General features: G+C 70.3%; 19 protein-coding genes and 1 pseudogene. 6 read left to right on the forward strand and 14 right to left on the reverse strand.

Going from position 1 to position 21,241, the window contains the following annotated elements; all coding sequences use genetic code 11:
- Nucleotides 1–28: 28 nt before the first annotated feature.
- Entirely contained in the window at nt 29–811 is a 783-nt protein-coding gene (locus tag AB0C36_RS27305) for an alpha/beta hydrolase (RefSeq protein ID WP_358358782.1), read from the forward strand.
- A gap of 43 nt (nt 812–854) precedes the next feature.
- Here the strand turns inward: AB0C36_RS27305 and AB0C36_RS27310 are convergent, their stop codons facing one another.
- The gene (locus AB0C36_RS27310; RefSeq protein ID WP_358358784.1) at nt 855–1,820 is read right to left on the reverse strand and encodes an SDR family NAD(P)-dependent oxidoreductase; all 966 of its coding nucleotides are present in this window, start codon (nt 1,818–1,820) and stop codon (nt 855–857) included.
- Between the two features lie 175 nt (nt 1,821–1,995).
- Nucleotides 1,996–3,168 carry a hypothetical protein gene (locus tag AB0C36_RS27315; RefSeq protein WP_358358786.1) on the reverse strand — a complete coding sequence of 391 codons (1,173 nt, stop codon included), beginning with the start codon at nt 3,166–3,168 and terminating at the stop codon, nt 1,996–1,998.
- A 746-nt stretch (nt 3,169–3,914) separates the two neighbouring features.
- Between AB0C36_RS27315 and AB0C36_RS27320 the strand changes: the two are divergent.
- Together AB0C36_RS27320 and AB0C36_RS27325 are read left to right on the forward strand one after the other, a co-directional pair.
- Nucleotides 3,915–4,517, forward strand: a pseudogene (locus tag AB0C36_RS27320) (hypothetical protein); the annotation flags it as partial.
- A 241-nt stretch (nt 4,518–4,758) separates the two neighbouring features.
- On the forward strand, nt 4,759–5,904 hold the full coding sequence (locus tag AB0C36_RS27325; RefSeq protein WP_358358788.1) for an alpha/beta hydrolase family protein: 1,146 nt from the start codon (nt 4,759–4,761) through the stop codon (nt 5,902–5,904).
- 89 nt (nt 5,905–5,993) lie between these two features.
- On the opposite strand, the gene AB0C36_RS27330 is transcribed toward AB0C36_RS27325, so the two are convergent.
- The 3 genes from AB0C36_RS27330 to AB0C36_RS27340 all read right to left on the reverse strand — a co-directional run bounded on the left by AB0C36_RS27330 (nt 5,994) and on the right by AB0C36_RS27340 (nt 7,735).
- On the reverse strand, nt 5,994–6,755 hold the full coding sequence (locus AB0C36_RS27330) for a hypothetical protein (protein WP_358358791.1): 762 nt from the start codon (nt 6,753–6,755) through the stop codon (nt 5,994–5,996).
- Nucleotides 6,756–6,829: 74 nt separating this feature from the next.
- Nucleotides 6,830–7,231, reverse strand: coding sequence for an ACT domain-containing protein (locus tag AB0C36_RS27335; RefSeq protein ID WP_358358794.1), 402 nt, complete (start codon nt 7,229–7,231; stop codon nt 6,830–6,832).
- A 54-nt stretch (nt 7,232–7,285) separates the two neighbouring features.
- The gene (locus AB0C36_RS27340; protein WP_358358797.1) at nt 7,286–7,735 is read right to left on the reverse strand and encodes an ATP-binding protein; all 450 of its coding nucleotides are present in this window, start codon (nt 7,733–7,735) and stop codon (nt 7,286–7,288) included.
- 186 nt (nt 7,736–7,921) lie between these two features.
- On the opposite strand from AB0C36_RS27340, the gene AB0C36_RS27345 reads away from it, so the two are divergent.
- Both AB0C36_RS27345 and AB0C36_RS27350 read left to right on the forward strand, forming a co-directional pair.
- A complete protein-coding gene (locus AB0C36_RS27345) occupies nt 7,922–8,767 on the forward strand; it encodes a helix-turn-helix domain-containing protein (protein WP_358358799.1) in 846 nt (281 codons plus the stop codon).
- A 2-nt stretch (nt 8,768–8,769) separates the two neighbouring features.
- Nucleotides 8,770–8,946: a DUF397 domain-containing protein gene (locus AB0C36_RS27350; RefSeq protein ID WP_358358802.1), complete on the forward strand. Its 177-nt coding sequence runs from the start codon at nt 8,770–8,772 to the stop codon at nt 8,944–8,946.
- 58 nt (nt 8,947–9,004) lie between these two features.
- On the opposite strand, the gene AB0C36_RS27355 is transcribed toward AB0C36_RS27350, so the two are convergent.
- The 9 genes from AB0C36_RS27355 to AB0C36_RS27395 all read right to left on the reverse strand — a co-directional run bounded on the left by AB0C36_RS27355 (nt 9,005) and on the right by AB0C36_RS27395 (nt 19,391).
- Nucleotides 9,005–10,252, reverse strand: coding sequence for a geranylgeranyl reductase family protein (locus AB0C36_RS27355; RefSeq protein ID WP_358358837.1), 1,248 nt, complete (start codon nt 10,250–10,252; stop codon nt 9,005–9,007).
- A gap of 354 nt (nt 10,253–10,606) precedes the next feature.
- A complete protein-coding gene (locus tag AB0C36_RS27360; RefSeq protein WP_358358805.1) occupies nt 10,607–11,308 on the reverse strand; it encodes an MOSC domain-containing protein in 702 nt (233 codons plus the stop codon).
- Between the two features lie 90 nt (nt 11,309–11,398).
- Entirely contained in the window at nt 11,399–12,997 is a 1,599-nt protein-coding gene (locus AB0C36_RS27365) for a N,N-dimethylformamidase beta subunit family domain-containing protein (protein WP_358358807.1), read from the reverse strand.
- A 151-nt stretch (nt 12,998–13,148) separates the two neighbouring features.
- Nucleotides 13,149–13,850, reverse strand: a complete 702-nt coding sequence (locus tag AB0C36_RS27370) for a demethylmenaquinone methyltransferase (RefSeq protein ID WP_358358809.1) — start codon at nt 13,848–13,850, stop codon at nt 13,149–13,151.
- A gap of 156 nt (nt 13,851–14,006) precedes the next feature.
- Complete coding sequence (locus tag AB0C36_RS27375) at nt 14,007–14,768, reverse strand: DUF4232 domain-containing protein (RefSeq protein WP_358358811.1); 762 nt, start codon at nt 14,766–14,768, stop codon at nt 14,007–14,009.
- 342 nt (nt 14,769–15,110) lie between these two features.
- Nucleotides 15,111–16,364, reverse strand: a complete 1,254-nt coding sequence (locus tag AB0C36_RS27380) for an amidohydrolase family protein (RefSeq protein WP_358358813.1) — start codon at nt 16,362–16,364, stop codon at nt 15,111–15,113.
- 153 nt (nt 16,365–16,517) lie between these two features.
- Complete coding sequence (gene mqnC / locus AB0C36_RS27385; protein WP_358358815.1) at nt 16,518–17,738, reverse strand: cyclic dehypoxanthinyl futalosine synthase; 1,221 nt, start codon at nt 17,736–17,738, stop codon at nt 16,518–16,520.
- 35 nt (nt 17,739–17,773) lie between these two features.
- On the reverse strand, nt 17,774–18,355 hold the full coding sequence (locus tag AB0C36_RS27390) for a pyridoxamine 5'-phosphate oxidase family protein (protein ID WP_358358818.1): 582 nt from the start codon (nt 18,353–18,355) through the stop codon (nt 17,774–17,776).
- Between the two features lie 115 nt (nt 18,356–18,470).
- Nucleotides 18,471–19,391 carry a menaquinone biosynthetic enzyme MqnA/MqnD family protein gene (locus tag AB0C36_RS27395; RefSeq protein WP_435839123.1) on the reverse strand — a complete coding sequence of 307 codons (921 nt, stop codon included), beginning with the start codon at nt 19,389–19,391 and terminating at the stop codon, nt 18,471–18,473.
- 305 nt (nt 19,392–19,696) lie between these two features.
- Here AB0C36_RS27395 and AB0C36_RS27400 point away from each other — a divergent pair, with 305 nt between their 5' ends.
- The gene (locus tag AB0C36_RS27400; protein WP_358358821.1) at nt 19,697–20,893 is read left to right on the forward strand and encodes a hypothetical protein; all 1,197 of its coding nucleotides are present in this window, start codon (nt 19,697–19,699) and stop codon (nt 20,891–20,893) included.
- Nucleotides 20,894–21,241: the final 348 nt, after the last annotated feature.

Below are 21,241 nucleotides of genomic sequence, written 5' to 3' on the forward strand. Positions count from 1 at the left end.
TACGTGTCTGTTGTCGAAGGCGCACTAGGTGGAGGTCGTGCTGATGGCCGACGACGAGTCGATCCTCGCGAAGCCGACGCCGGAGCCGGACGGCGAACTGCGGTACGGGCCGGAGGACGAGCACGTCGCGGACCTGTGGCTGCCCGCCGAGGCCGCCGCCGTCGGCACCGGCACACCGCTCGTGCTGCTGGTGCACGGCGGGTTCTGGCGGCCGGCCTACGACCGCGTGCACACCCGGCACATGGCGGCCGCATTGCGTGACGCGGGCTGGCCGGTGGCGGCGCTGGAGTACCGGCGCGTCCCGGGCACGCCGGAGGCGACGACGGACGACGTACGGCTGGCTCTGCGCGAGGTGCCGTCGCAACCCGCGCTGGGCGCCGGGCATTTGCGGACGGTCCTGATGGGGCACTCGGCGGGTGGTCAGCTCGTCCTCTGGGCCGCGTCGGTGTGCCCGCCGGGGCGTCTGCTGGGCACAGTCGCGTTGTCACCGGTGACCGACCTCGCGGCCGCCGACGTCGCGGGCCTGGGCGGCGGAGCGGTCCGGGCCTTCCTCGGTACGTCCCCCGCTGCCCGCCCGGACCTCGACCCGCTGCGCCTGGACACGCCCGACACCCCGGTGACCCTGGTTCACGGGGCCGAGGACGCCACAGTCCCGCTCGCCCTGAGCCACACGTACGCGGCGGCACACCCCTCCACACGACTCGTCGCCGTCCCGAAGGCGGACCACTACGACGTGATCGACCCCTCCTCGGTCGCATGGCAACACGTGACAGCGGAACTCACCTCGTTGTCCAGGCGACGCGCCTTGTAGTAGCGCTTTGCCGAACACTGTCGGGTCGGATCCGCGGAGTCCGTTACGCCGACGAGGACTTCGGCGTCGGCGGACTTTGGGGCGGAGTGAAGCCGACGAGCATTTTGTGGGTCGTGCCGCCGCCGTCGTGGCCGACTACTGCCATGCCGTCGGTGTCCATCACGTGTTCCCAGTCGCGCAGCAGCGTCTCCGTGGTCATGTTGCGGTCGACCAGGCCCTCGGTGGTGGACCACACCACTCGGCTGACGTACCCGGCGCCCGCCGCGAAGCACTCGCCGGTGACCGGGCATTCCTCGTGTGCGAGCAGGTTGACCAGGGGTGTGAGGAACTCCGGGCGCATCCAGGCGTTGAGTTCGTCCGACGGGGGGATCGGGCCGAAGCCGGTGCCGGGGCGGGTCTTCGCGTACGGCGCGATGACGTTGACCTTGATGCCGAGCCCGGCGCCCTCGGTCGCCATCTGGCGGGTGAGGCCGATGACGCCCGCCTTCGCACCGCCGTACGCGGACAGGCCCGGCACGCCCGCGAACGCCGATCCTGAACTCACGTTCACAATGCGGCCGTAGCCCTGCGCGGCCATCAGACGCCAAGCCGGGCGCGTGACATGGAAGACGCTCGCGATCTGCGTGGCCAGCACCGGGTCCACCAACTCCGGGGGGAGGTCGGCGAACGGGGCGGTACGCACGACTCCCGCGTTGTTGACGACGATGTCGACGCGTCCGAACGCCTCGACGGCCGTGTCGACGATCGCGGCGCCGCCCTCCTCCGTCGCCACCGAGTCGGTGCTCACGACCGCCTCGCCGCCCAGCGCCTCGATCTCGCGGACGACGGCGACCGCCGGGTTCTCGGCCGGCCCGTCGCCGGAGCCGTCGGTGTCGCTGATCGCCACACCGAGGTCGTTGACGACGACGCGGGCGCCGCGTTCGGCGAGGGCCAGGGCGTACACCCGGCCGAGATTGCGGCCCGCGCCGGTGACGACGGCGACGCGGTTGTCGAAGCGGAGTGGGTCCATGGCTGTGTGCACCTCGGCTGTACGTCTGGACGTCGGGCCCTCCGGCCCGCTGCGGCGCCGCCGATCGGGTCGGAACGATCGGAGCGGATCGGAACCGACAAGATACTAGACTCCATCAAGTAATAGGAGTCCGCCGAGACGTAGGACCGGATCGCCCAACCAGCGCCGTGCCCGACTACTTCGGCAGCTTGCCCCAGAAGTCGGCGGCCACCTCCTTGGCGGCGGCGCACACCTTCTCCTCGTTGGGCTCGCTGGGCGCGAGGACGACGACCTCGGCTATCTCCGCCGACTTCGTGTCCGCGAGTGCGGCGCCCGTCGTCGCGACGGAGCAGCGGCCGGGCAGGCGGTACGCGGGCGCGGCCTCTTCGTACTCGACCGTCGACGCGCGTCCGGCGATCTGGACCTGCTTGGCCGGGTCGCCGGCGAGCGCGGAGGTCCTGAGGCCGACTCGGACCAGGACGACCGTGGCATTCGCATCGTTGCCGGCCGGGCCGACCGAGCAGTTGAAGCCGGTCGCGTTCGGGACCTTGTTGATGGCCAGCCCCGGCACCTTGGCGAGGGCGCTGTCCGAGACCTCGTCGCAGGGACGCAGCTTCACGAAGGACTTCGGCGCGTAGGTGCGCACCGCCAGGCCGCCGTCGGCGACGAGCTTGCTCCCGGCCTCGACGACGGCGTCCGCGATCGCGCAGACGTCGGCGCGGGCGGCGGCGGCGTTGCCACGTACGTCGACCTTGGTCGCCTTCATGTCCTTGTCCACGAGAGCGCGTTGGCAGGACGTTGTGCCGTCACCCTCGTGAGTGAACGAGACGATGCGGAGGCCGTTCGCCTCGCGGACGGTGGCTCCCTTGGCGGGTTCCGCGAGGGCCTTTTCCTCGACCGCGATGTCGGCGAGATCGACGGCGACGTCGACCGAGCCGCCCACGGCGGCGAGCATGTTCACGGTGCAACTGTTGTACGTGACACCGGGGTTGGACGTGATCGGATCCTTGGCCGGGAGCGGGGACGCGCCGGGTCGAGTGGCGGGTGGGGACTTCGCCGCGGCGTAGGAGGTGAGGGCTTCGTGGGCGACGAAGGAGCAGGGATCGACCGTGCGTACGTCGATCTTTCCCTTGCCAGAGGTGGTGTCCCCCTTGCCCGAGGCCGACGAGGACGGCTTGCCGACACCCGACGAGACGCCTCCGACGGCGCCGGGTTGCTCGGTGGACCCGAACGGCGGCTTGCCGGAACCGGCGTCGTCCCCGCCGCTGCCGCATGCGCTGACGAGCAGCCCGGCGAACGCGACGGCGGTGGTGGTGCGGAGGAGTTGGGCACGAGAGGTTCGTACGCGTGGCGCGGTGGTCCTGAGCAAGGCAGTTCCTCAAATCCCGAACGCCGCGCGAGGGTGCGAGCGGCGGCATCCGTCGAGTGGGGGCAGAGCGGGACGGCGCTGCTGGGGGGGACGCCCCGGAGCCGGGGTCGCGTCGGTCGGCGTCCCGGCGTGATCCACTCTGCGGGCACACGGGATCGGGAACATGGCCCAGATGGCGTATTTGCGCCGGGAAGCGTACGCCGGGCCCCGAACGAGTCGTGCCGCTGCGAGAACGACCGAGCGACCGGGTCAGTCCCCTGCGCGGGCCGCGCGCGAGACCCAGACCCTCACAAGACGCGACACCTCAGAGCCCGAAATACCCGGATTCCAAGTCCTTGCACCCCGGTCTGGTCGACGTCGAGGGTGAGCGCCCTGCCTCTCGGCGAACGCGGCGCATACGGCGAAACGTTGTGGTGGGAACAGCATTTCGTTGTTTCCCTGCTCCCCGGTCACCGCGCAAGGATCGAGCACGCCGCTGAGGGGCGCGGCAACGCTCGGTCCCGAACAACGACGCGCAGAAGTCGGGTCGGTTGTCCGGACTGTCAACGGCATCCGTGACACCGGCCTGGCCGAAGGGAGCGAGGGCGATGGGCGCTACGGGGCATGGGAAGTCGTCGGGCTGGCGGGCCTGGTTCACCGCGACATCGACGACGACCGGACTGCCGGTGGGAGATCGCCACCGTTTCCTGCTCGAGGTGAGGTCGGCGCGCGATCGCAGCAACAAGGTGCTCGCGTTCGACCGGGGCATGGTCCGTACGCTGGTCGATCCCCGCCGTCTCGACCCTTCGGGGCGGTCCTGGATAGGAAGGTGGGACCTGTCACCCGACGGCCGGAGGCTGGCCGTGCAGACGATCGACGCCCGGGAGGAAACCCGGTTATGGGTGCTCGACCGCGATACGGGTGATGTGCTCGAAGGTCCGACCGACCGCTGCAGATCCACCAATATCGCGTGGCTGCCGGACATTTCGGGGTTCATATATGTGCGTACGGACCCTGTTCTCGGGGTCTACCGGCAGCATCTGCTGCGGCATGTCGTCGGAGAGCCCGCCGACCGGGACGCCGCACTCCCCGTTCCCGGCCAGGACCCGCGCCGCCCCTTTCTGGCTCCCATAGTGGTCGACGACGGGCGCTGGCTCGTCGTCGCCGGCCACGACGGCTGCACCACCGACACACTCCTCCACATCACAGATCTGCACGCGTCGGATGCGACGAAACGCAACGCCGTGGAAGCGCCGGCGGTCGCCACGGTGGCGGTCAAGACTCCGTTCACAAGCCGTCTGCCGGCGTTCGCCGCCGGGCGTTTTCACGTGGTGTCCGCAGAGGCGGCGAACGACCGCGGCTCCGTCTTCGCGGTGGAGCCCCGGGACTTGGCAGACCCCGAGCGCTGGCGGCAGTTGATTCCCCAGGACAGCGGTGGCCCCCGGGGACGTCGGCGGCAGGCAGGGTCTGAGGGTGACCCGGTCGCGGGACGGCGCGTCCTGGCTGACTCTCCACGACACCGATGGCCAGTTGCTGCGTACCATCCGGCCTCCGGAGGGAACCCAGGCGGCATCGATCCGCGGGGTCGGCGGGGCTGCGGATCGGTTGCTGGTGAGCTGGCAGGCTCCCGGATTCCGCAGTACGACCGAGCACAATCTGAACGAACCGGACCGCCCCGCGCGCGTTTGGCGGCCACCGTCGGTCGTCGGGACCACCGCGGGCCCGGTCCAGAGCGACACGGAGGTTTTCCCGGTCCGCTTCCAGCCCGCAGGGCAGGAGCCCGAGGCCGTCATCTGGGTCTCGCGCCGCAGGGGAGTCACCGAACCGGCGCCGACCCTGCTGACCGGGTACGGCGTGATGGGGCTTGCCGCCGACATCGAACCCGGGTACGTGGCGGACGCGTTCGACGCCTGGCGACGGGCCGGAGGTGTGGTGGCATCAGCCGTGTTGCCGGGCGGCGGAGACCTCGGCGAACGTCGCGGACACGCTCGTGACGGCGCCGACGGGCGGTTGTCGCAGCAGGACTGGTTGAACGCCAAAGACGCCTTGGTGGCCGCGGGCGTGTGCGCACCGGACGCCGCGACGGCACTCGGCTTTTCCGGGCCGGGCAATACACTCCTCAACATCGCACGCGACTCCCCCGGCGCCTTCCGCGTGGTGGCGGCCGTGGCACCGATGGTCGGGTTCCCGCAGCACGACCTGGAGGATCTGGACCGACACCCGGATCGTGTCCCTTCCGACTGCAGCGGCCTGTGGAAGTTCGGCCCGGGCACGGACACCATCGACGCCAACCGGCGACTGGAGTCACTCGGCTGGCAGAAGGGCGGCGGCACCCACGTCGTCATCGCGGTGGGCGCCGACGACACGCGGGTCGCCCCCAAGGACAACGGCCTGCGCTACTCCGGTCTTTTGAACGCCGAGGGGGTGCCGCACACACTGATCCACACCGCCGAGGGCGGACACCAGGTCAACTACGCACCGCCCGAATTGCTCAGCGGCGTCTTCGCGACCGCCGCCGCCCGCACGGGGCTGTCGACCCCGCTGCCGACCGCGGCACCCGGCCTCAAGGCGGCCGTCGCAGCCCTGACGCCCGTCGCCGACATGGCCCGCCTCGGCACACCGCCCCAGAAAAGTTGTCTGGCCCTCGCGAACGCGACCCCCAATGTCATGACGACTCGCGCTCTCGGCGAGCCCACTTCGGGCATGGCGCTGGACAAGGGGCTGAGCAAGGGGCTGGGCAAGGGGAGCGGCATCTGAGCCACGAGCCGTACCGGAAAATGCGAGCACGGGTTGCGCGTGCTGACGCCGGGCGCTGTCGAATGTGAAGTCCAACGCGTTGACGACTGCTAGAAGTCGGGCGTGACCCGTAGCGTGCTCAGCGCCTCGGGCGGGGTCTTGTCGGTCAGCGACCAGCCCGGCAACCCGCCCCAGGCGATGGACAGCCGCAGGTAGTCGACGAGGGTGATGCCCGAGCGTTCGCTGATGCCGGACAGCGGCGGATCGGCCACCCGTGAGGGGAGTTCGACGGTCTGGGTCGAGCCGCTGTAGTTGGCTTTGCTGATGTCGTCGGGCGCGAAGTCGAGCGCGAACCCCGGCCGGTCCGCGATCGGCTCGTCGCTGTCGTCGTGGTACTCGTCGTCGTGGTACTCGTCGCCGTGGTCGTCGCAGTAGCTTTCCCAGTTGAGCGCGAGCATGTAGGTCGGCGGAGTCGCCAGCGGATCCGGCAGTACTGGGCACTGCTTGCCGCGTTCGTGGTCGCTGTACCAGAGGTTCAGAGGCTCGCAGTCCCCGATGAAGTCCACGAACCCGACGATGCGCATGCAGGCGTCGAGGGCGTACGGCAGGCCGCCGATCTCCGCGGCCAGCCTGTCCAGTTCGGCGAGTTCGGCCGGTTCCGGGGGCGGAGCCACACCCTCGCCGCCGGTGAAACCGAGCTCGCGGTACGCGTCCCCGAGGCGGTCGACGTGGCGGCGTACGCGGCGCATCGTCTCGGCCGCGACGTCGGCGCAATCCTCGGACAGCGACGCGGGGACGGGGCCGAGGAGGCGCAGCTCCGTCCAGACGGCTTCGTGCTCGCCGTTGCGGTAACGGGTGGTGAAGGAGGCCAAGATCGAGACTCCGGTGTCGAAGAGGGTGTCGACACCGCAGCGTATTCGGTGGACGGGGCTGCCGAGGGAGGCCGCTACAGGCGGTGCTGGGCGGAGAGGGCCTTGAGGACGGACATGGCCGCGTCGGCTTCGTCGTGTGGAACGAAGATGTGGTCGTGGTAGAAGCCGGCCACGACGTTGCAGCTCAGGCCGAAGTCGGCGAGGTGGGTGGCCACCGCGGCGGTGAGGCCGACGGCGTCGAGGGCGGAGTGCACGCGCAGGATGATCCAGGCGGCGCGGAAGTCGTACGAGAAGCCCGCGGCGTCGGCCTGCTCCTGAGGGAGGACGAGCGTGGTGCCTTCGGCCTCGGCGACGGTGACGGCGATGTCGAAGCCCTCGGGGGCGGGGCCTTTCACCGAAGTGAAGACCCATACGCCCGCCCGGAGTTCAGGCTCCATCGTGCCGAGAAGTCGCCGGAGGTCGCGCTCACCTGTCATGAAGTGATTTTGATGGTGTTTGTTGGGATCTTTTGCGTACGACGCGCCGAAGGATCATGCGAGCTTGAGAGCGAACCACACGCGCTTGCCGGTGGGCGACGGGGCCACGCCGGACTCCTCCGCCAGGAGGGAGACGAGCGGCAGCCCCCGCCCGGACTCGGCGGCGTGGCACGACGACGGCGACGACGTCGGGGGGAAGGCGGGGAGCGTGCGGTCGCCGTCCTCGACAGTGACGAGGAGGAGGCGGCATGCCTCGTCGCGGAGTACTTCGAGGTGCAGCGGACTGCCGGGCGCAACGTGGCGGACGGCGTTGGAGACGAGCTCGCTGGTGAGGAGCCGCGCGGTGTCGGCGGTATCGGCGGACGCGTCGAGGCCCAGGGTGCAGTCGCGCACGAAGTTGCGGAGGTGGCGCACGAGTTCGGGAGCGACGGGACAGGTGACGGCGGCCAACGGGGTCAGGAAGTGGTGATCGGAGGGTACGGAATGGACTTGGCCGGTGGACATTCGGCTCCCCGAGGTAGCGGGTCACTTACGATGCGTGACCGCCTTATTGCGAGCCTGGCAGACGTGCAACCTTGCACACAAGCAGATTCGCTGAGTTGAGCTAACGTGCGCGAACTTGCCTTGAGTCGAGCGGAATTGGCGGTAACCTGCCGCGCACTTGCATCCGCACGGAGTGGGAGAAGAGCGATGCCCGCCACACCGTCCTACGCCCGGCGGCGTCTCGGCGCGGCGCTGAAGTCTCTGCGCGGCGGGACCGGGATGTCCCTGGAGAACGTCGCCGAAGTATGCGGATGGGACAAGTCCAAGCTGAGTCGGATCGAGAACGCGCGAGTGTCCCTGTCGCGTCATGATCTGCACAAGCTGATCGACCTCTACGAGGCTCCTTGCGAGGAGTTGCGGCGGCTCGAGACCTGGATGGAGGACAGCCGTGGCCCACGATGGTGGACCGAGTACGCCGACATCCTCACCGCGCCGTACGAGGAGCTGATCTCGCTGGAAGGCGAGGCGTCGACGATCTACACCGTGAACTCGTGCCTGATTCCAGGCTTGTTGCAGTCCTCGGCCTACGCCCACGCAACGATCATGGGCAGCCCGTTCGTGCCGGACATCGACGACGCGGATGCGCTGACCCAGTTGCGTATGAAGCGTCAACGCATCTTGACCGGCGAAAGTCCGGTGGAGTTCACGGCGATTGTGAGCGAGGCGTCGCTCCACGCCGAGATCGGCGGCGTCGAAGTACTGCGGGGGCAGCTTGAGCACCTGCTTGTTCTGGGCAGGCTTCAGAACGTGCAGATTCGTGTGGTTCCGTTCAGCGCGACAGCCAGCACACTGGTGGGGGCGTTCACGCTGGTGGACTTCGCCGGGGCGAGCGAGCCCAGCGTGGTCTACGTGGAGTATCACGGCGGCGCCCAGTTCAAGGACGGCGAGCGGGATGTGCGTCGCTATCGCAGGAGCGTTGAGCACGTGTGTGGGCACGCGTTGGGTGGCGACGAGTCGCTACAGCTGATCGCGTCGAGATTGGAAGCGTTGTGAGTGTGGAACCGGTCTGGCGGAAGTCGTCTTACTCCAGTGGCAATCAGGAGTGCGTCGAGGTCGCATCGTTGCCGCCGGTCGCCGGAGTGCGCGATACGAAGAGTCGGGGACGCGGCTGCGTGAGCGTCCCGCGTACAGCCTGGGACGAATTCGTGGACGCGCTCAAGCAACAGGGCTGAAGAGGGGTCGGGCGGCCGGGCTCGGGGAGAGCCGGCCGCCCGGGTGTACCACCCTCGCTCAGGCCGCTGGGGCGATCTTGGCCATGCCGTTGATGATGCGGTCCATGGCGTCCCCGCCGCGCGGGTCCGTCAGATTCGCAAGCATCTTCAGCACGAACCGCATCATCATCGGGTGCGGGAGGCCGTGCTTCGTCGCGAAGTTCATCACCTTCGGCTCGCCGATGAGCTTCACGAACAACCGGCCCAGCGTGTAGTAACCGCCGTACGTCTGCTTCAGGATGCGCGGGTAGTCGTGCAGCGCGCGCTCCCGGCCCTCCGGCGTGTTGCGCGCGAGGGCCTGCGCGATGACCTGGGCGGCGATCTCGCCCGACTCCATCGCATACGCGATGCCCTCGCCGTTGAACGGGTTCACCATCCCGCCCGCGTCGCCGACGAGGAGCAATCCCTTCGTGTAGTGCGGCTGGCGGTTGAAGCCCATGGGCAGCGCCGCACCTCGAATGGGGCCCTCCTGGTTCTCCTCGGTGTAGCCCCACTCCTCCGGCATGCCCGCGACCCACGCCTTCAACAGGTCGCGATAGTCGATGTCCTTGAAGGAGTCCGAGGTGTTGAGCAAGCCCAGACCCACGTTGGACGTACCGTCGCCCATGCCGAAGATCCAGCCGTAGCCCGGCAGCAGGTCGTTCTTGCCGTCACGCTTGTCCCACAGCTCCAGCCACGACTCCAGGTAGTCGTCCTCGTGGCGCGGGGACTTGAAGTACGTCCGCACCGCGACACCCATCGGCCGGTCCTCGCGGCGGTGCAGGCCCATCGCGAGGGACAGCCGCGTCGAGTTGCCGTCCGCCGCGACGACGACCGGCGCGCGGAAGATCTTCTCCTCCTTCGAGGCGCCGACCTTGGCCCGGACACCGACGATCCGGCCGGTGCGCTCGTCGAGCACCGGGCCGGTCACGTTCGTACGCTCGTGCACCTTCGCCCCCGCGGACGCGGCCTGGCGCGCGAGGATCTCGTCGAAGTCGGTGCGCTTGCGCACCAGGCCGTAGTTCGGGAACGAGGCGAGGTCGGGCCAGTCGAGCTGGAGCGTCATGCCGCCGCCGAGGATGCGCAGCCCCTTGTTGGGCAGCCAACCCGCCTCCGGCGAGATGTCGATGCCCATCGACACCAACTGCTTGACCGCGCGCGGCGTCAGCCCGTCACCGCACACCTTCTCGCGCGGGAATGCCGTCTTCTCCAGAAGCAGCACGCTGCGCCCGGCCTTTGCCAGGTGGTACGCCGTCGTCGATCCCGCCGGGCCGGCGCCGACCACGATGACATCGGCCTCGTGCGCGGAGTCCGCGGCACCCGAGCCGGTGCGGGAGGCGGCAAGGGACGCGGTGGACTCGTCAGACTTGGTCTCGGTCAACGCGGCTCTCCTGGGGTGCGCCGATGGGTTCGGGTGCCGAGAGGTTCGGCGTACTGCGGATGGTGCTGCGACTCGCTACAGCAAGTCGGTGGTGCAAGTCGGTCGTGCAAGTCGGTAGTGCCACACGGTGTTGCAATTCAGGGTTGCAGTTCAGGGTTACAACTCCGTGTTGCAACTCAGGGTTGCAACTGGCTCAAGTCTAGGGCGGCGCGCGGTGCGTTCCGGCCCCGGCATCGCTTGCCCCCAACCATTCGGTCGGGATCAGTCCGCGTCGCGCAGGCGATCCGGTACGGCATCCGGACCGGAAGCCAGGTCCACGTCGACCGCCATACCCGTGCGCCTGCGCGCCTTGTTGCGCGTCTCCTCCGGGAGTTCCTCGATGTCGACCAGCTTCGGCAGCAGCTCCGGCTCCCTGGTGAGCGCACGGAAGACCGTGCCGATGTCGACGCCGTGCGCGGGCCTGCGCACGATCTCGACGGTGTCGCCCACCCGCACCTCACCCGGTTCGATCACCCGCAGGTACGCCCCCGGGCGTGCGTCCTCGGTGAACCGCTTGATCCAGCCGCGCTCCCCCAGGAACCCGGCGAAGGTACGGCACGGTATGCGCGGCACGGACACTTCGAGCAGCGCACCGCCGACCCGCCAGCGCTCGCCGATCACCGCTCCCGTGACGTCTATGCCGACCGTGGTCAGGTTCTCGCCGAAGACGCCCGGGCGGACCTCGGCCGCGATGCGGTCGGACCAACTGCTCAGGTCCTCCCACGCGAATGCGTACACCGCTTGGTCGGGGCCGCCGTGGTTGCGCAGGTCGCAGACGTCGTCCCCCGCGACGCCGCTGCCTTCGACCGGGACGTCGAGGCGCACCGGCCCCTCGACCGGGCGCTTGTCGATCCCGGTGACCGCGACCTCGGAGTGCTCCGTCGCGGTGGCCTTGCCGACGTTGACTGACATGAGTGCTGACATGCCCTCACCGTACCTAGCCGGATGCCGGGACGATCGACATCGGCCGCGAGCTGTGGACAACGTGGATTCCGGTCCACAAGTGCCTGTGGATCACGGCCCGGCGACCTCGGCGAAGTTAGCGCGGGCAGGGTACGTCTCTCCGGCGGGACCGGCGGCGAACGCGCGCAGGACGTTCTCCGTCACCTGGGTCGCGAAGCGCCGGCCGGCCTCGTCGAGGTACTGCCCGCAGGCCGTGCCGAGTGCGCAGACCCAGCGCATCGTGCCCGTGGAGAAGACGCCCGCCCCCGAAGGCACGGTGTAGTAGGAGGCGTTGGCGAAGTCCGCCTTGCCCCCGCAGGTCACCGGCGAGTGGCTGAGGACCTGGATGGGCTGGGGCGGCGCGGGGTCGCGGACGACGCGGTCGTACTCCACACCGACGAGACCCTTGTACGCGGTGCCGCGCCGGGCGCCCGTACCGGCGAACACCCACGCGTCGGCGTCCCAGACGACGAACGGCGCGTTCCCCGGGAAGCACTGGTAGTACGTGCCGGTCAGCACGTTCTCCGGCCGCGAGTGCGGTGGCAGGCGCCAGTCCTGCGTCGTCTCGGTCGGGTCGTCGGCGGCCATCGGGTCCTCGGCGGCGGACTTGTAGCAGATCACGAGGCGGCGGTCGCCGAGCGCGGTCCTGCCGAACCGGATGTGCCGGTTGACGGCGTTGGCGCCCAGGAAGGCGAGGTTGGTGCCGGAGTCGCGGGCCTCGGTGGCGTGCTCGCGCATCGCGGTCGACCAGTACTCGTCATGTCCGAGTGTGATGACGGCGGTTGCGCCGGCGAACATCTTCGGCTCGGCGTCGAGGTCCACGTCGGTCGCGTACGCGACAGGTAGGCCCATGCGCTCGGCGACCGCGATCAGCGGCAGCTCCATGTTGAGGAACCCGGCGGCGCCGGTGCTGTCGTACGGCCGGTCGAAGCTCACAATGCGCGCCCGGTCGCTGTAGTCCCTCGGACCGTTGTAGAGGTTGTAGCCGCCCCACTCGTTGTACGCCTGCCAGGTCGTGACGGCGTTGAGCAGCACCGTGCGCCCGCGCGTCTGGCCGCTGCGCACGGTGACCGGCACGTATGTGCTGAAGCCCGCGTCGGAGGTCAGGAGCAGGAGGTAGGAGCCCTCGGGCCAGTCGGTTGTGGGCACGGTGAGCGACGGATCCCAGTCCGCGTGGACCGTGTTGACGCCCGGGTCGATGACGGGCTCGGCCTGCTTGCGGCCGGGCGTGTGCGCGGACTTCCACACCTCGCGGCCCTTGTTGCCGCCGTACCAGCCCATTCGGTAGGCCTTGGCGGTGAACCCCGGCGCGGTGGTCGAGACGAAGAGGCGGAAGGTTTCGCCCGGACGGACCGCGATGCGGTCGGCGTACGCCTCGATCGACTTCGTCGGGTCGGTGCGCAGGCCGGTCTTCCAGTCCTCGGTGCCCGGCTTGGCGTTCTCGGCGGCGACGTCGAGGGCCGCGGTATTGGGCTGCGGACCGCCGGGGCGCGGAGCTTCGGCGCCATTTGAACCATTTGAACCATTTGCACCGCTTGGAACGCTTGATCCGTGCGCGCCGTTCGGCTCACCCGGGCGTTTCGACGCCGCGACAGGGGCTCCGGCGTCCCCGGACGAGCAGCCCGCCGCGGCGGTGAGGACAGCGGCGACCATGAGGGCGGCCCAGCGCATCGATCAGCTCCTCGGCGCCGCTCCGCCGCCGGTGCCGCGGGGAGGACGCGCGTGTGCGGGGCAAGGCTCCGACGGACTCCCCGGACATCGCGCGGGTGCGCCTGCGGTTCCTCGCCTGACGATCTGTTGCGTTTCTTCGCTTGCGCCTTGCTTAACGAGCCGACGGCTTGAAGGCACGGTGCAGCGCGACGATCCCGCCGGACAGGTCACGCCATGCGACGCGCTCCCAGCCGGACTCGCGCACGAGCGCGGCCAGGTGGGCCTGGTCGGGCCAGGCGCGGATCGACTCGGCGAGGTAGACGTACGCGTCCGGGTTGCTGCTGACCTTGGTCGCGACCGGGGGCAGGGCGCGCATGAGGTATTCGACGTACGCGGTGCGGAACGGCTTCCAGGTGGGATGGCTGAACTCGCACACGACCAGTCGGCCGCCGGGGCGCGTCACGCGCAGCATCTCGGCGAGGCCGGCCTCGGGGTCGCTGACGTTGCGAAGCCCGAACGAGATGGTCACCGCGTCGAACACGCCGTCCGCGAACGGCAGCCGCATGGCGTCGCCCGCGGTGAAGGGCAGTTCGGGGTGGCGGCGCTTGCCTTCGCGCAGCATGCCGATGGAGAAGTCGCACGGTACGACCGTGGCGCCGGCGTCGCGGAACGGCAGCGAGCTGGTGCCCGTACCGGCTGCGAGGTCGAGCACACGCTCTCCGGGGCGTGCGTCGACGGCTTGCGCGACGGCCTTGCGCCACAGGCGGTCCTGGCCCAGGGAGAGGACCGTGTTCGTGGTGTCGTACTTCTCGGCCACGTCGTCGAACATCGCGGCGACGTCGCGCGGCTTCTTGTCCAGGGATGCTCGGGTCACGGGTACATCTTCGCCTGTCGGCGTACGCGCACCGCGCACGCGGGGTCCGGGCGAGCCCCGTCGGCACAACGGCGCGGGCCCCACCGCTCTCGCGATGGGGCCCGAACTCACGGACATTGTCGGATCTTTTGCCTTGCCCGGGCGCGGGCGCGCGGATCAGCCGCCCTGGCCGGCGCTGCCGATCGGGCCGACCTGCACCGGCGTACCGGAACCGTCGGTGACGGGCAGCGAGCCGCCGCCCGGCCACTTGAGGGTGATCGACTTCGTCTCACCGGGAGGGGTGACCACCAGGTCCGTGATGCGGACGCCGGAGCCGCCCGAGTCGTTGATCGGGTAGTCGATACCGAAGGACACCGACTTGCCGCTCTGCAGGACCGTCGGCTCGGCCGGCTGGCCGATGCGCTGCGCGGACACCGACCCCGCGGCGGTCTTCAGGTCGACACCCGCGTAACCCGACATCGTGCAGTTGTGGCCTATGTTCTCGAACGTCACCGCGACGGTGCCATTGGGGTCGCCCGTGATGGTGGCGTCCATCGCGGTGATCTTCAGGTCGTCGGTACGGCACTTGCCGATGCTGCCGTCGGCGCCACCGCTGGTCCCGGCTCCCGCCCCGGCGCTGGTCCCGGCGCCGGCCCCGGCCCCGCTTCCGGCTGCCGTCCCCTGTCCGCCGGACGGTTTCCCGGCGGGAGCGGGGGCCTGCCCGTTGCCGTTTGTGCCGGAATCACCCGCGCCGGCGCCTTGACCGTTGCCCGGGGCGGGGGCGTTGGAGGGGGGAACCGCCGCGCCGGGCTGTGCGGCAGAGGAAGAACCCTGCGCGGCGCCCGAGTCCGAGTCCGAGCCGTTGCACGCGGTGAGCAGCATGGCGCTGCTGACGAGGGCTGCGGAGACGAGCAAAGCCTTGCGACGGTGGCCGAACATGGAGAACCCCTTGATAGCCAGTCAGTGATCGAAGCCGAAGCGGTTTCGGCTCCTCGGTGCTTGTGTGATCACTATGTGGCGGGTGTGAACCGAGGGGAAATAGGCGTCGTCGATCCACGACTGCGCTGTCACCAACCAGTGACATGGTCACACAAACGCGCACCGGACGGCCTCGTACGCCGCATTCCTCGTTGCGGGGACTGGGCTCCGCCCGTGTAACAGCCTGCGGTTTCGGGGGGGCGTGCCGGATCGCGGGCAGATTGCTCCGAGCACGGCTCCCGGGGCCGGCGCAGGCGCGCTTTTCGGCCCGAAAGTACGGGCTCCACACAGGAGTTGGGTGTGTCAGCGGCGGTGTACGAGGCGTCCCGCGAGGACCGTTCCGATGCAACTGCCGCCGCCTTCGATGACCAGCGCGGTGTGCGGGTCCGTTTCGTCGGTGGGGACGTCGAAGACGGCGAAGTCGGCGGGGATTTCGGGGCGCAGGGTGCCGGCGCCGGTCTCGCCGAGGCCGAGAGCCGCGGCACCGCCGACGGTGGCGGCTTCGACGAGACGGCGGTCGAGGTCGGCGGCGGTGTAGCCCTGGCGCAGGGCCAACTCACGTACGGCAGCCGCCTCCTCCCACAGGTCCAGGGACGGGGAGGAGGCCAGGGAGTCGGTGCCGAGGGCGAGTGGGGAACCTTCGGACAGGTAGTCGGCGACAGGGGGTTCGCCGGCCTGGAGGATGCGGTTGGAGCGTACGCACAGCGCCACGGGGGTTCCGCGCTCGCGCAGCACCGCGCGGTCGGCCGCGTCCAGGTGCACGCCGTGGGCGACGTGCACGTCCGGGCCGAGGGCGTCGATCGAGTCAAGGTAGGCCGCGGGGGTCAACCCACTGCCGCCGTCCAGGAGTTCGAGGGTGAAGCCGACGGCGTGGTTGACGAGGGCGAAGGGGCCTGTGCCGTCGCGTACGAACTCGATCTCGTGGGCGGACTCCGCGAGGTGCGGGTGGATGCGCAGGCCGCGTTCGCGGGCGATGGCGACGCATTCGCGGAAGACGTCGGTGCCGACGGTGTACGGCGTGTGCGGCGAGACGCCGAGCGTCCGGTCCGCGGGCGAGGTCAGGACGTCCAGGAGGCGTGCGCGGCGCTTGGCGTCCCAGCGGGCGGAGTCGGCGATGACCTCGATGTACGAGATACCGCGGATGCCGGACCGAGCCACCGGGGTCAGGGCAGGCCGGTTCGAGACGATGTCGGCGACGGCCGTGGTGCCGGACTTGAGCATCAGGTGTACGCCGCGCCGCGCGCTCTCCTGCCAGCGCGCCTCGGTGTAGTCGGCGCGGTCCCGGTTGAGCGCCGCCAGCCACTCCGGGAACGGCAGCCCGGACGACGCCAGGTGCCCGAAGTCGGTGTACTGCAAGTGGGCATGCGCGTTGACGAGGCCCGGCGTGAGCACGCCGCGCCAGCGGCGCACACGCGCGTCCGGGAAGCGGTCGACCGCCTCGGAGGCGGGCGCGACCGCCGCGATGCGGTCGCCGTCCACGACGACGGCGCCGTCACGGAGGGGAGGTTCGCCCGTCATGGTGAGCACGACGGGCGCGGCGTGGATGGTCAGCGGCATCGGGCCATCCTCCCGGAGAGGGTACGTCGGCCGCCATCCCGCGTGTGGACGGCGGCCGACGTACCCGTGCGCGGCAGAGGCCACGGACGCGTCGACGGAAGCGACGGGCCGGCCCGGTCAGGGCGCTGAGGGCGTTGAGAGCGGCGAGAGCGGTCAGCGGGTTTCGACGATCGTCAGCGCCGGGTGCGCCGTACCGCCCTCGATGGCCGTCGACGAAAGGTGCGACACCACGCGGTCGTCCACCGGGTCCGCCGCCGGGTCGTCGTGGATCACCAGGTGGTTGTACGTCGTGTCGCGCTGCGCCGGGACGCGCCCCGCGGCGCGGATCAGGTGGATCAGCTCCATGCGGTTCGACCGGTGCTTCGCGCCCGCCGACGAGACGACGTTCTCCTCCAGCATCACCGAGCCGAGGTCGTCGGCGCCGTAGTGCAGCGACAGCTGCCCGGCCTCCTTGCCGACCGTCAGCCACGAGCCCTGGAGGTGGTTCACGTTGTCGAAGAAGAGCCGCCCGACGGCGATGATGCGGAGGTACTCCAGCAGGGTCGCCTGCGTGCGGCCCTTCAGGTGGTTGTTCTCCGGCTGGTAGGTGTACGGGATGAACGCCCGGAAGCCGCCCGTGCGGTCCTGCACGTCGCGGATCATGCGCATGTGCTCGATGCGCTCGGCGTTCGTCTCACCGGTGCCCATGAGCATCGTGGACGTCGACTCCAGGCCCAGGCCGTGTGCCGTCTCCATGATCTCCAGCCACCGTTCGCCCGACTCCTTGAGCGGCGCGATGACCTGGCGCGGACGGGCCGGCAGCAACTCGGCGCCGGCGCCCGCGAACGAGTCCAGGCCGGCCGCCTTGATACGGGTGATGGCCTCCTCGATCGGCACGCCCGACACTTTGGACATGTGCTCGACCTCGGACGCGCCGAGCGAGTGGATCACCAGCTCGGGGAAGTCCGCCTTGATCGCGGAGAACGCGCGCTCGTAGTACTCGACGCCGTAGTCCGGGTGGTGGCCGCCCTGGAACATGATCTGGGTGCCGCCCAGCTCCACGGTCTCCGCACACCGGCGCAGGATCTCGTCGAGCTCGCGCGACCAGCCCTTCTCGCTCTTGGGCGGGGCGTAGAACGCGCAGAACTTGCACGCCGTGACACACACGTTCGTGTAGTTGATGTTGCGCTCGATGATGTACGTCGCGATGTGCTCGGTCCCGGCGTACCGGCGGCGGCGCGCCTCGTCGGCGGCGCGGCCCAGTGCGTGCAGCGGGGCGTGGGCGTACAGCTCCAGGGCTTCCTCGGGGGTGATGCGGCCGCCCGCGGCGGCCCGGTCCAGGACCGGTTGCAGCTCGTACCGAACACCCTCGGACTCGGCGGCAACAGCACTCACGGGACCTCCACGGCAACTTGGAACCACCACGAAGCCTAACCGGCGGCCGAGGCCCCCTGTGCCGCGGGCAGGGCCGGAAGGCCGTCGATGCTCGTGCGGTTCTTCTTCTCCATGTACGCCTCGACTTCGTCCTCCGTCTTGCCGTCCCAGGATTCACGCAGCACCGGGCGCTCGCCCACGTAGTCCATGAACGGTATGGAGTAGCCGCAGCTGTCCGACACGCGCGCGACGTGGACCAGGACGATCGCGCGGATACCGGGCTCGTCGGCGTCCTTGAAGTGCGCGGCGAGTTCGGGCCAGCGCGCGTCGTCGCGGCGTACCGTCTCGCCCCGGCCGTGCAGGCGCACGATGATCGGCGGGCCGGTGAAGGCCGTCCACATGAGGGTGATGCGGCCGTTCTCCAGGATGTGGGCGTGCGTCTCGGCGCCGCTGCCCGTCCAGTCGAGGTAGGCGACCGTCCAGTCGTCGAGGACCGCGAACGACCCCGCGTGGCCCTTGGGCGACACGTTGACGTGGCCGTCCGGATCCAGCGGTGCGGTCGCGACGAAATAGACCGGCTGGTCGAGAATGAACGACTTCAGGTCGCTCGTGACGCCTTCTGCATAAATCTTGCCCATGGAAGCCCACCCTTGATCAAGGCGATCTTCAGGGCAAGGTCTGGCGGCGACGAGGTGCTGTGGCAGTCGTCTCAGATCCCGGATGGTCCGAGTTCTCGGGTGGTCGCGGTCGGTCTCACGGGTCGAGCAGCGACACACGTACGTCCGACGGGTACCCCGTGTCGTGCGCGGTGCGCCGGGCGAACTCCGCGATGCCCGCGAGCTGCCGCTCGCCGAGCGAGAAGTCGAGCGCCTCCGCGAAGTACCGCTCCAGCGTCGCGGCGTCGAACGCCTCCCAGCGCGCGGCCTGTGCGGCGACCTTGTCCACCCGGGCCATCGACATGTCGCGCGACTCCAGGAAGGCGCGGTGCACGTCGCGTACCCGGTCCGGGTGCCGCGCCAGGAAGTCGCGCCGGGCCGCCCACACGGCGAAGACGAAGGGCAGGCCCGTCCACTCCTTCCACTCCTGGCCGAGGTCGTGGACGTGCAGGCCGAGCCGCGGCGCGTCGTGCAGCGAGGCGCGCAGCGCGGCGTCGCCGATGAGCACGCCGGCGTCCGCCTCCTGCATCATCAGCGCGAGGTCCGGCGGACAGGTGTAGTAGCGGGGATGTACGCCGTCGCGCTCTTCGAGGAGCAGGCGGGCCAGGCGTACCGAAGTCCGCGACGTGGAGCCCAGCGCGACCGTGGCGCCGTCGAGTTGGTCGAGCGGCACCTGACTGACCAGCACGACCGACATGACCGGGCCGTCGCTGCCGACCGCGATGTCGGGCAGCACGACCAGGTCGTCGGCGTGGCGCAGGAACTCCACCAGGCTGATCGGCGCGATGTCGAGGTCGCCGCGCACGAGCATGTCGTTGAGGTGGTCGGGCGTGTCCTTGGTCAGCTCCATGTCGAGCAGCGCGCCGCTGTGCGCCATGCCCCAGTACAGCGGCAGGCAGTTGAGGAACTGGATGTGGCCGACGCGCGGCCGGGTGGGGTGTTCCCCTTCGGCGGCGCCAGAGATCGTCGACGGAGCGGGCTGTCCGGCGTCGCCCGGGTCGCGGGGCGCCGTGTCCATGATGTCCACCCCCAGAGGCTATGCCCGGGCGGCGGGCCGCCGTGCGAGGGGGAGGTCCGAGGAGTGTCACCGCCCTGCCACAACAAGGCCCCTGGTCGCCCGGACAGGCGCGCCGACTGGCATTCTCGTCATTCAGGGGGGCCGGCAACAGGCATGCCCGCGCGCGGTCCGAGGCCGGTGAAAGGCTCGCGGCCGGTCGCGGCGACCGCCTGTCGCAACCACTTGTCCCCGGAACCAGTCTCTATTAGCAGCATTGCCGGCCACATCTACCAGGGGACGAGTCCCAGATCACCCACGGAGGCCCTATGTACCCCGCGTCCCGCCCGGGCGACAGCGGAACGCCCCCGGGCCCTCCGGGCTACGGGCAGGCGGCCCCGCCGCCGCGCCCGCCGGCACCGCCTGGTGCCGCTCCCGCCCCGTCCGGCGTCGCCGACGCACCGACACAGTACGGCGGGTACGGCGCGCAGGCCGCCCCCTCGTACGCTCCCGCCGACTCGGGCTACCCGCCGCAGCCGCAGTTCGGCGACGCGCCGCGCGGCCCGGGATCGCCCGGCGGCGGCTTCGGCGGTCCTGGTGGTCCTGGTGGTCCCGGGGGGCGCCCGCGCGGCGCGCCGCGGTCGAGCCGTCCGGCGTACTCCGGCCTGCGCGGCACCGCCGCGTTCCTGTGCCTGCTGCTGACCGTACTGCTGACGATCCCCGCGATATCGGCGTCGTGGCTCAAGGGCGAGCTGATCTCGGACTCCGGCTTCGCCGACAACGCGGCCGAGCTGATCGAGAAGCCGGCGATCCGCGACGAGATCCAGAGCCGGATCGCCAGCGAGGTCATGGACCAGGCCGCCATCCCGCAGAGCGCGCGCTCGATGGTGATCTCGTCGGTGGGCGCGGTCATGGCGACCGACGAGTTCAAGCGCGTGTGGAAGGAAGGCGCGGCGACCGCGCACAACGTCGTGGTGTCGACGCTGCTCGGCAAGGACTCCGCGATGACCGAGGTCAACGGCGACAGCCTGACCATCAAGGTGCAGACGCCGCTGGACCCGCTGTTCACCGAGCTGAGCAAGGCGGGCGTACGGGTCGACCGGACCCAACTGCCCACCGAGATCCCGGTGTCGCTCGCCGACATCCCGGAATCGGGTCCCGCGCAGGACGCGCTCAAGGGCGTCGACGACGCGGGGTGGATGCTGCCGTCGCTGGCGATCGGCCTGCTCATCGCCGGGGTCGCGGTGGCCGTCCACCGCCTGCGGGCGCTCGCGCTGGCCGCGATGGGCACGCTCGTCGCGAGCGGCGTGCTGCTGGTGGCCACCAACCTCGCGCGGTCGCCGGTCGTGGACGAGGCGACGAAGAGCTCCACGCTCAGCAGCGAGGCGACGGGCGCGGTGTACGACGTCTTCACCGACTCACTCATCACGTCGTCGTGGATCGTCGTCGTGATCAGCCTCGTTGCCCTCGCGGGTACGGCGGTCGCCGGGGCGGTGCTGCGCAGTCGGCGGGAGTCGGCTGCCTGAGACGGCCGAGGTGCCTGGGTGCATACGCCTCGGGTGCCTGGGGCGCGCGGGTTCGTCACCGGCGTGACCGCCGGTTGACGGCCCGGACACGGCAGACATGAGGGCCGCCGCGGGATGCGATCCCGCGGCGGCCCTCGCGCGTCCGGTCCGGGGCCGGCCGCGGCGTGCGGGCTGCCCTCCGGGAGGGGCCGGTGAACTGCCGGGCGTACGCGGTCCGGTGCGTTATGCCGGGGTGGCATCGTGCGGTTCCGCAGGCGGAAGCCCGCACCGCGCGGTTCCGCGCGATGCGGGCCCCGGAGGGCGATGCCCCGGAGTGTGTGGCGTCAGGTGGGCGCGCTCGCCTGCAAG

Origin of the sequence: Streptodolium elevatio, from assembly GCF_040649515.1 — a bacterium.
Classification (GTDB): domain Bacteria; phylum Actinomycetota; class Actinomycetes; order Streptomycetales; family Streptomycetaceae; genus Yinghuangia; species Yinghuangia elevatio.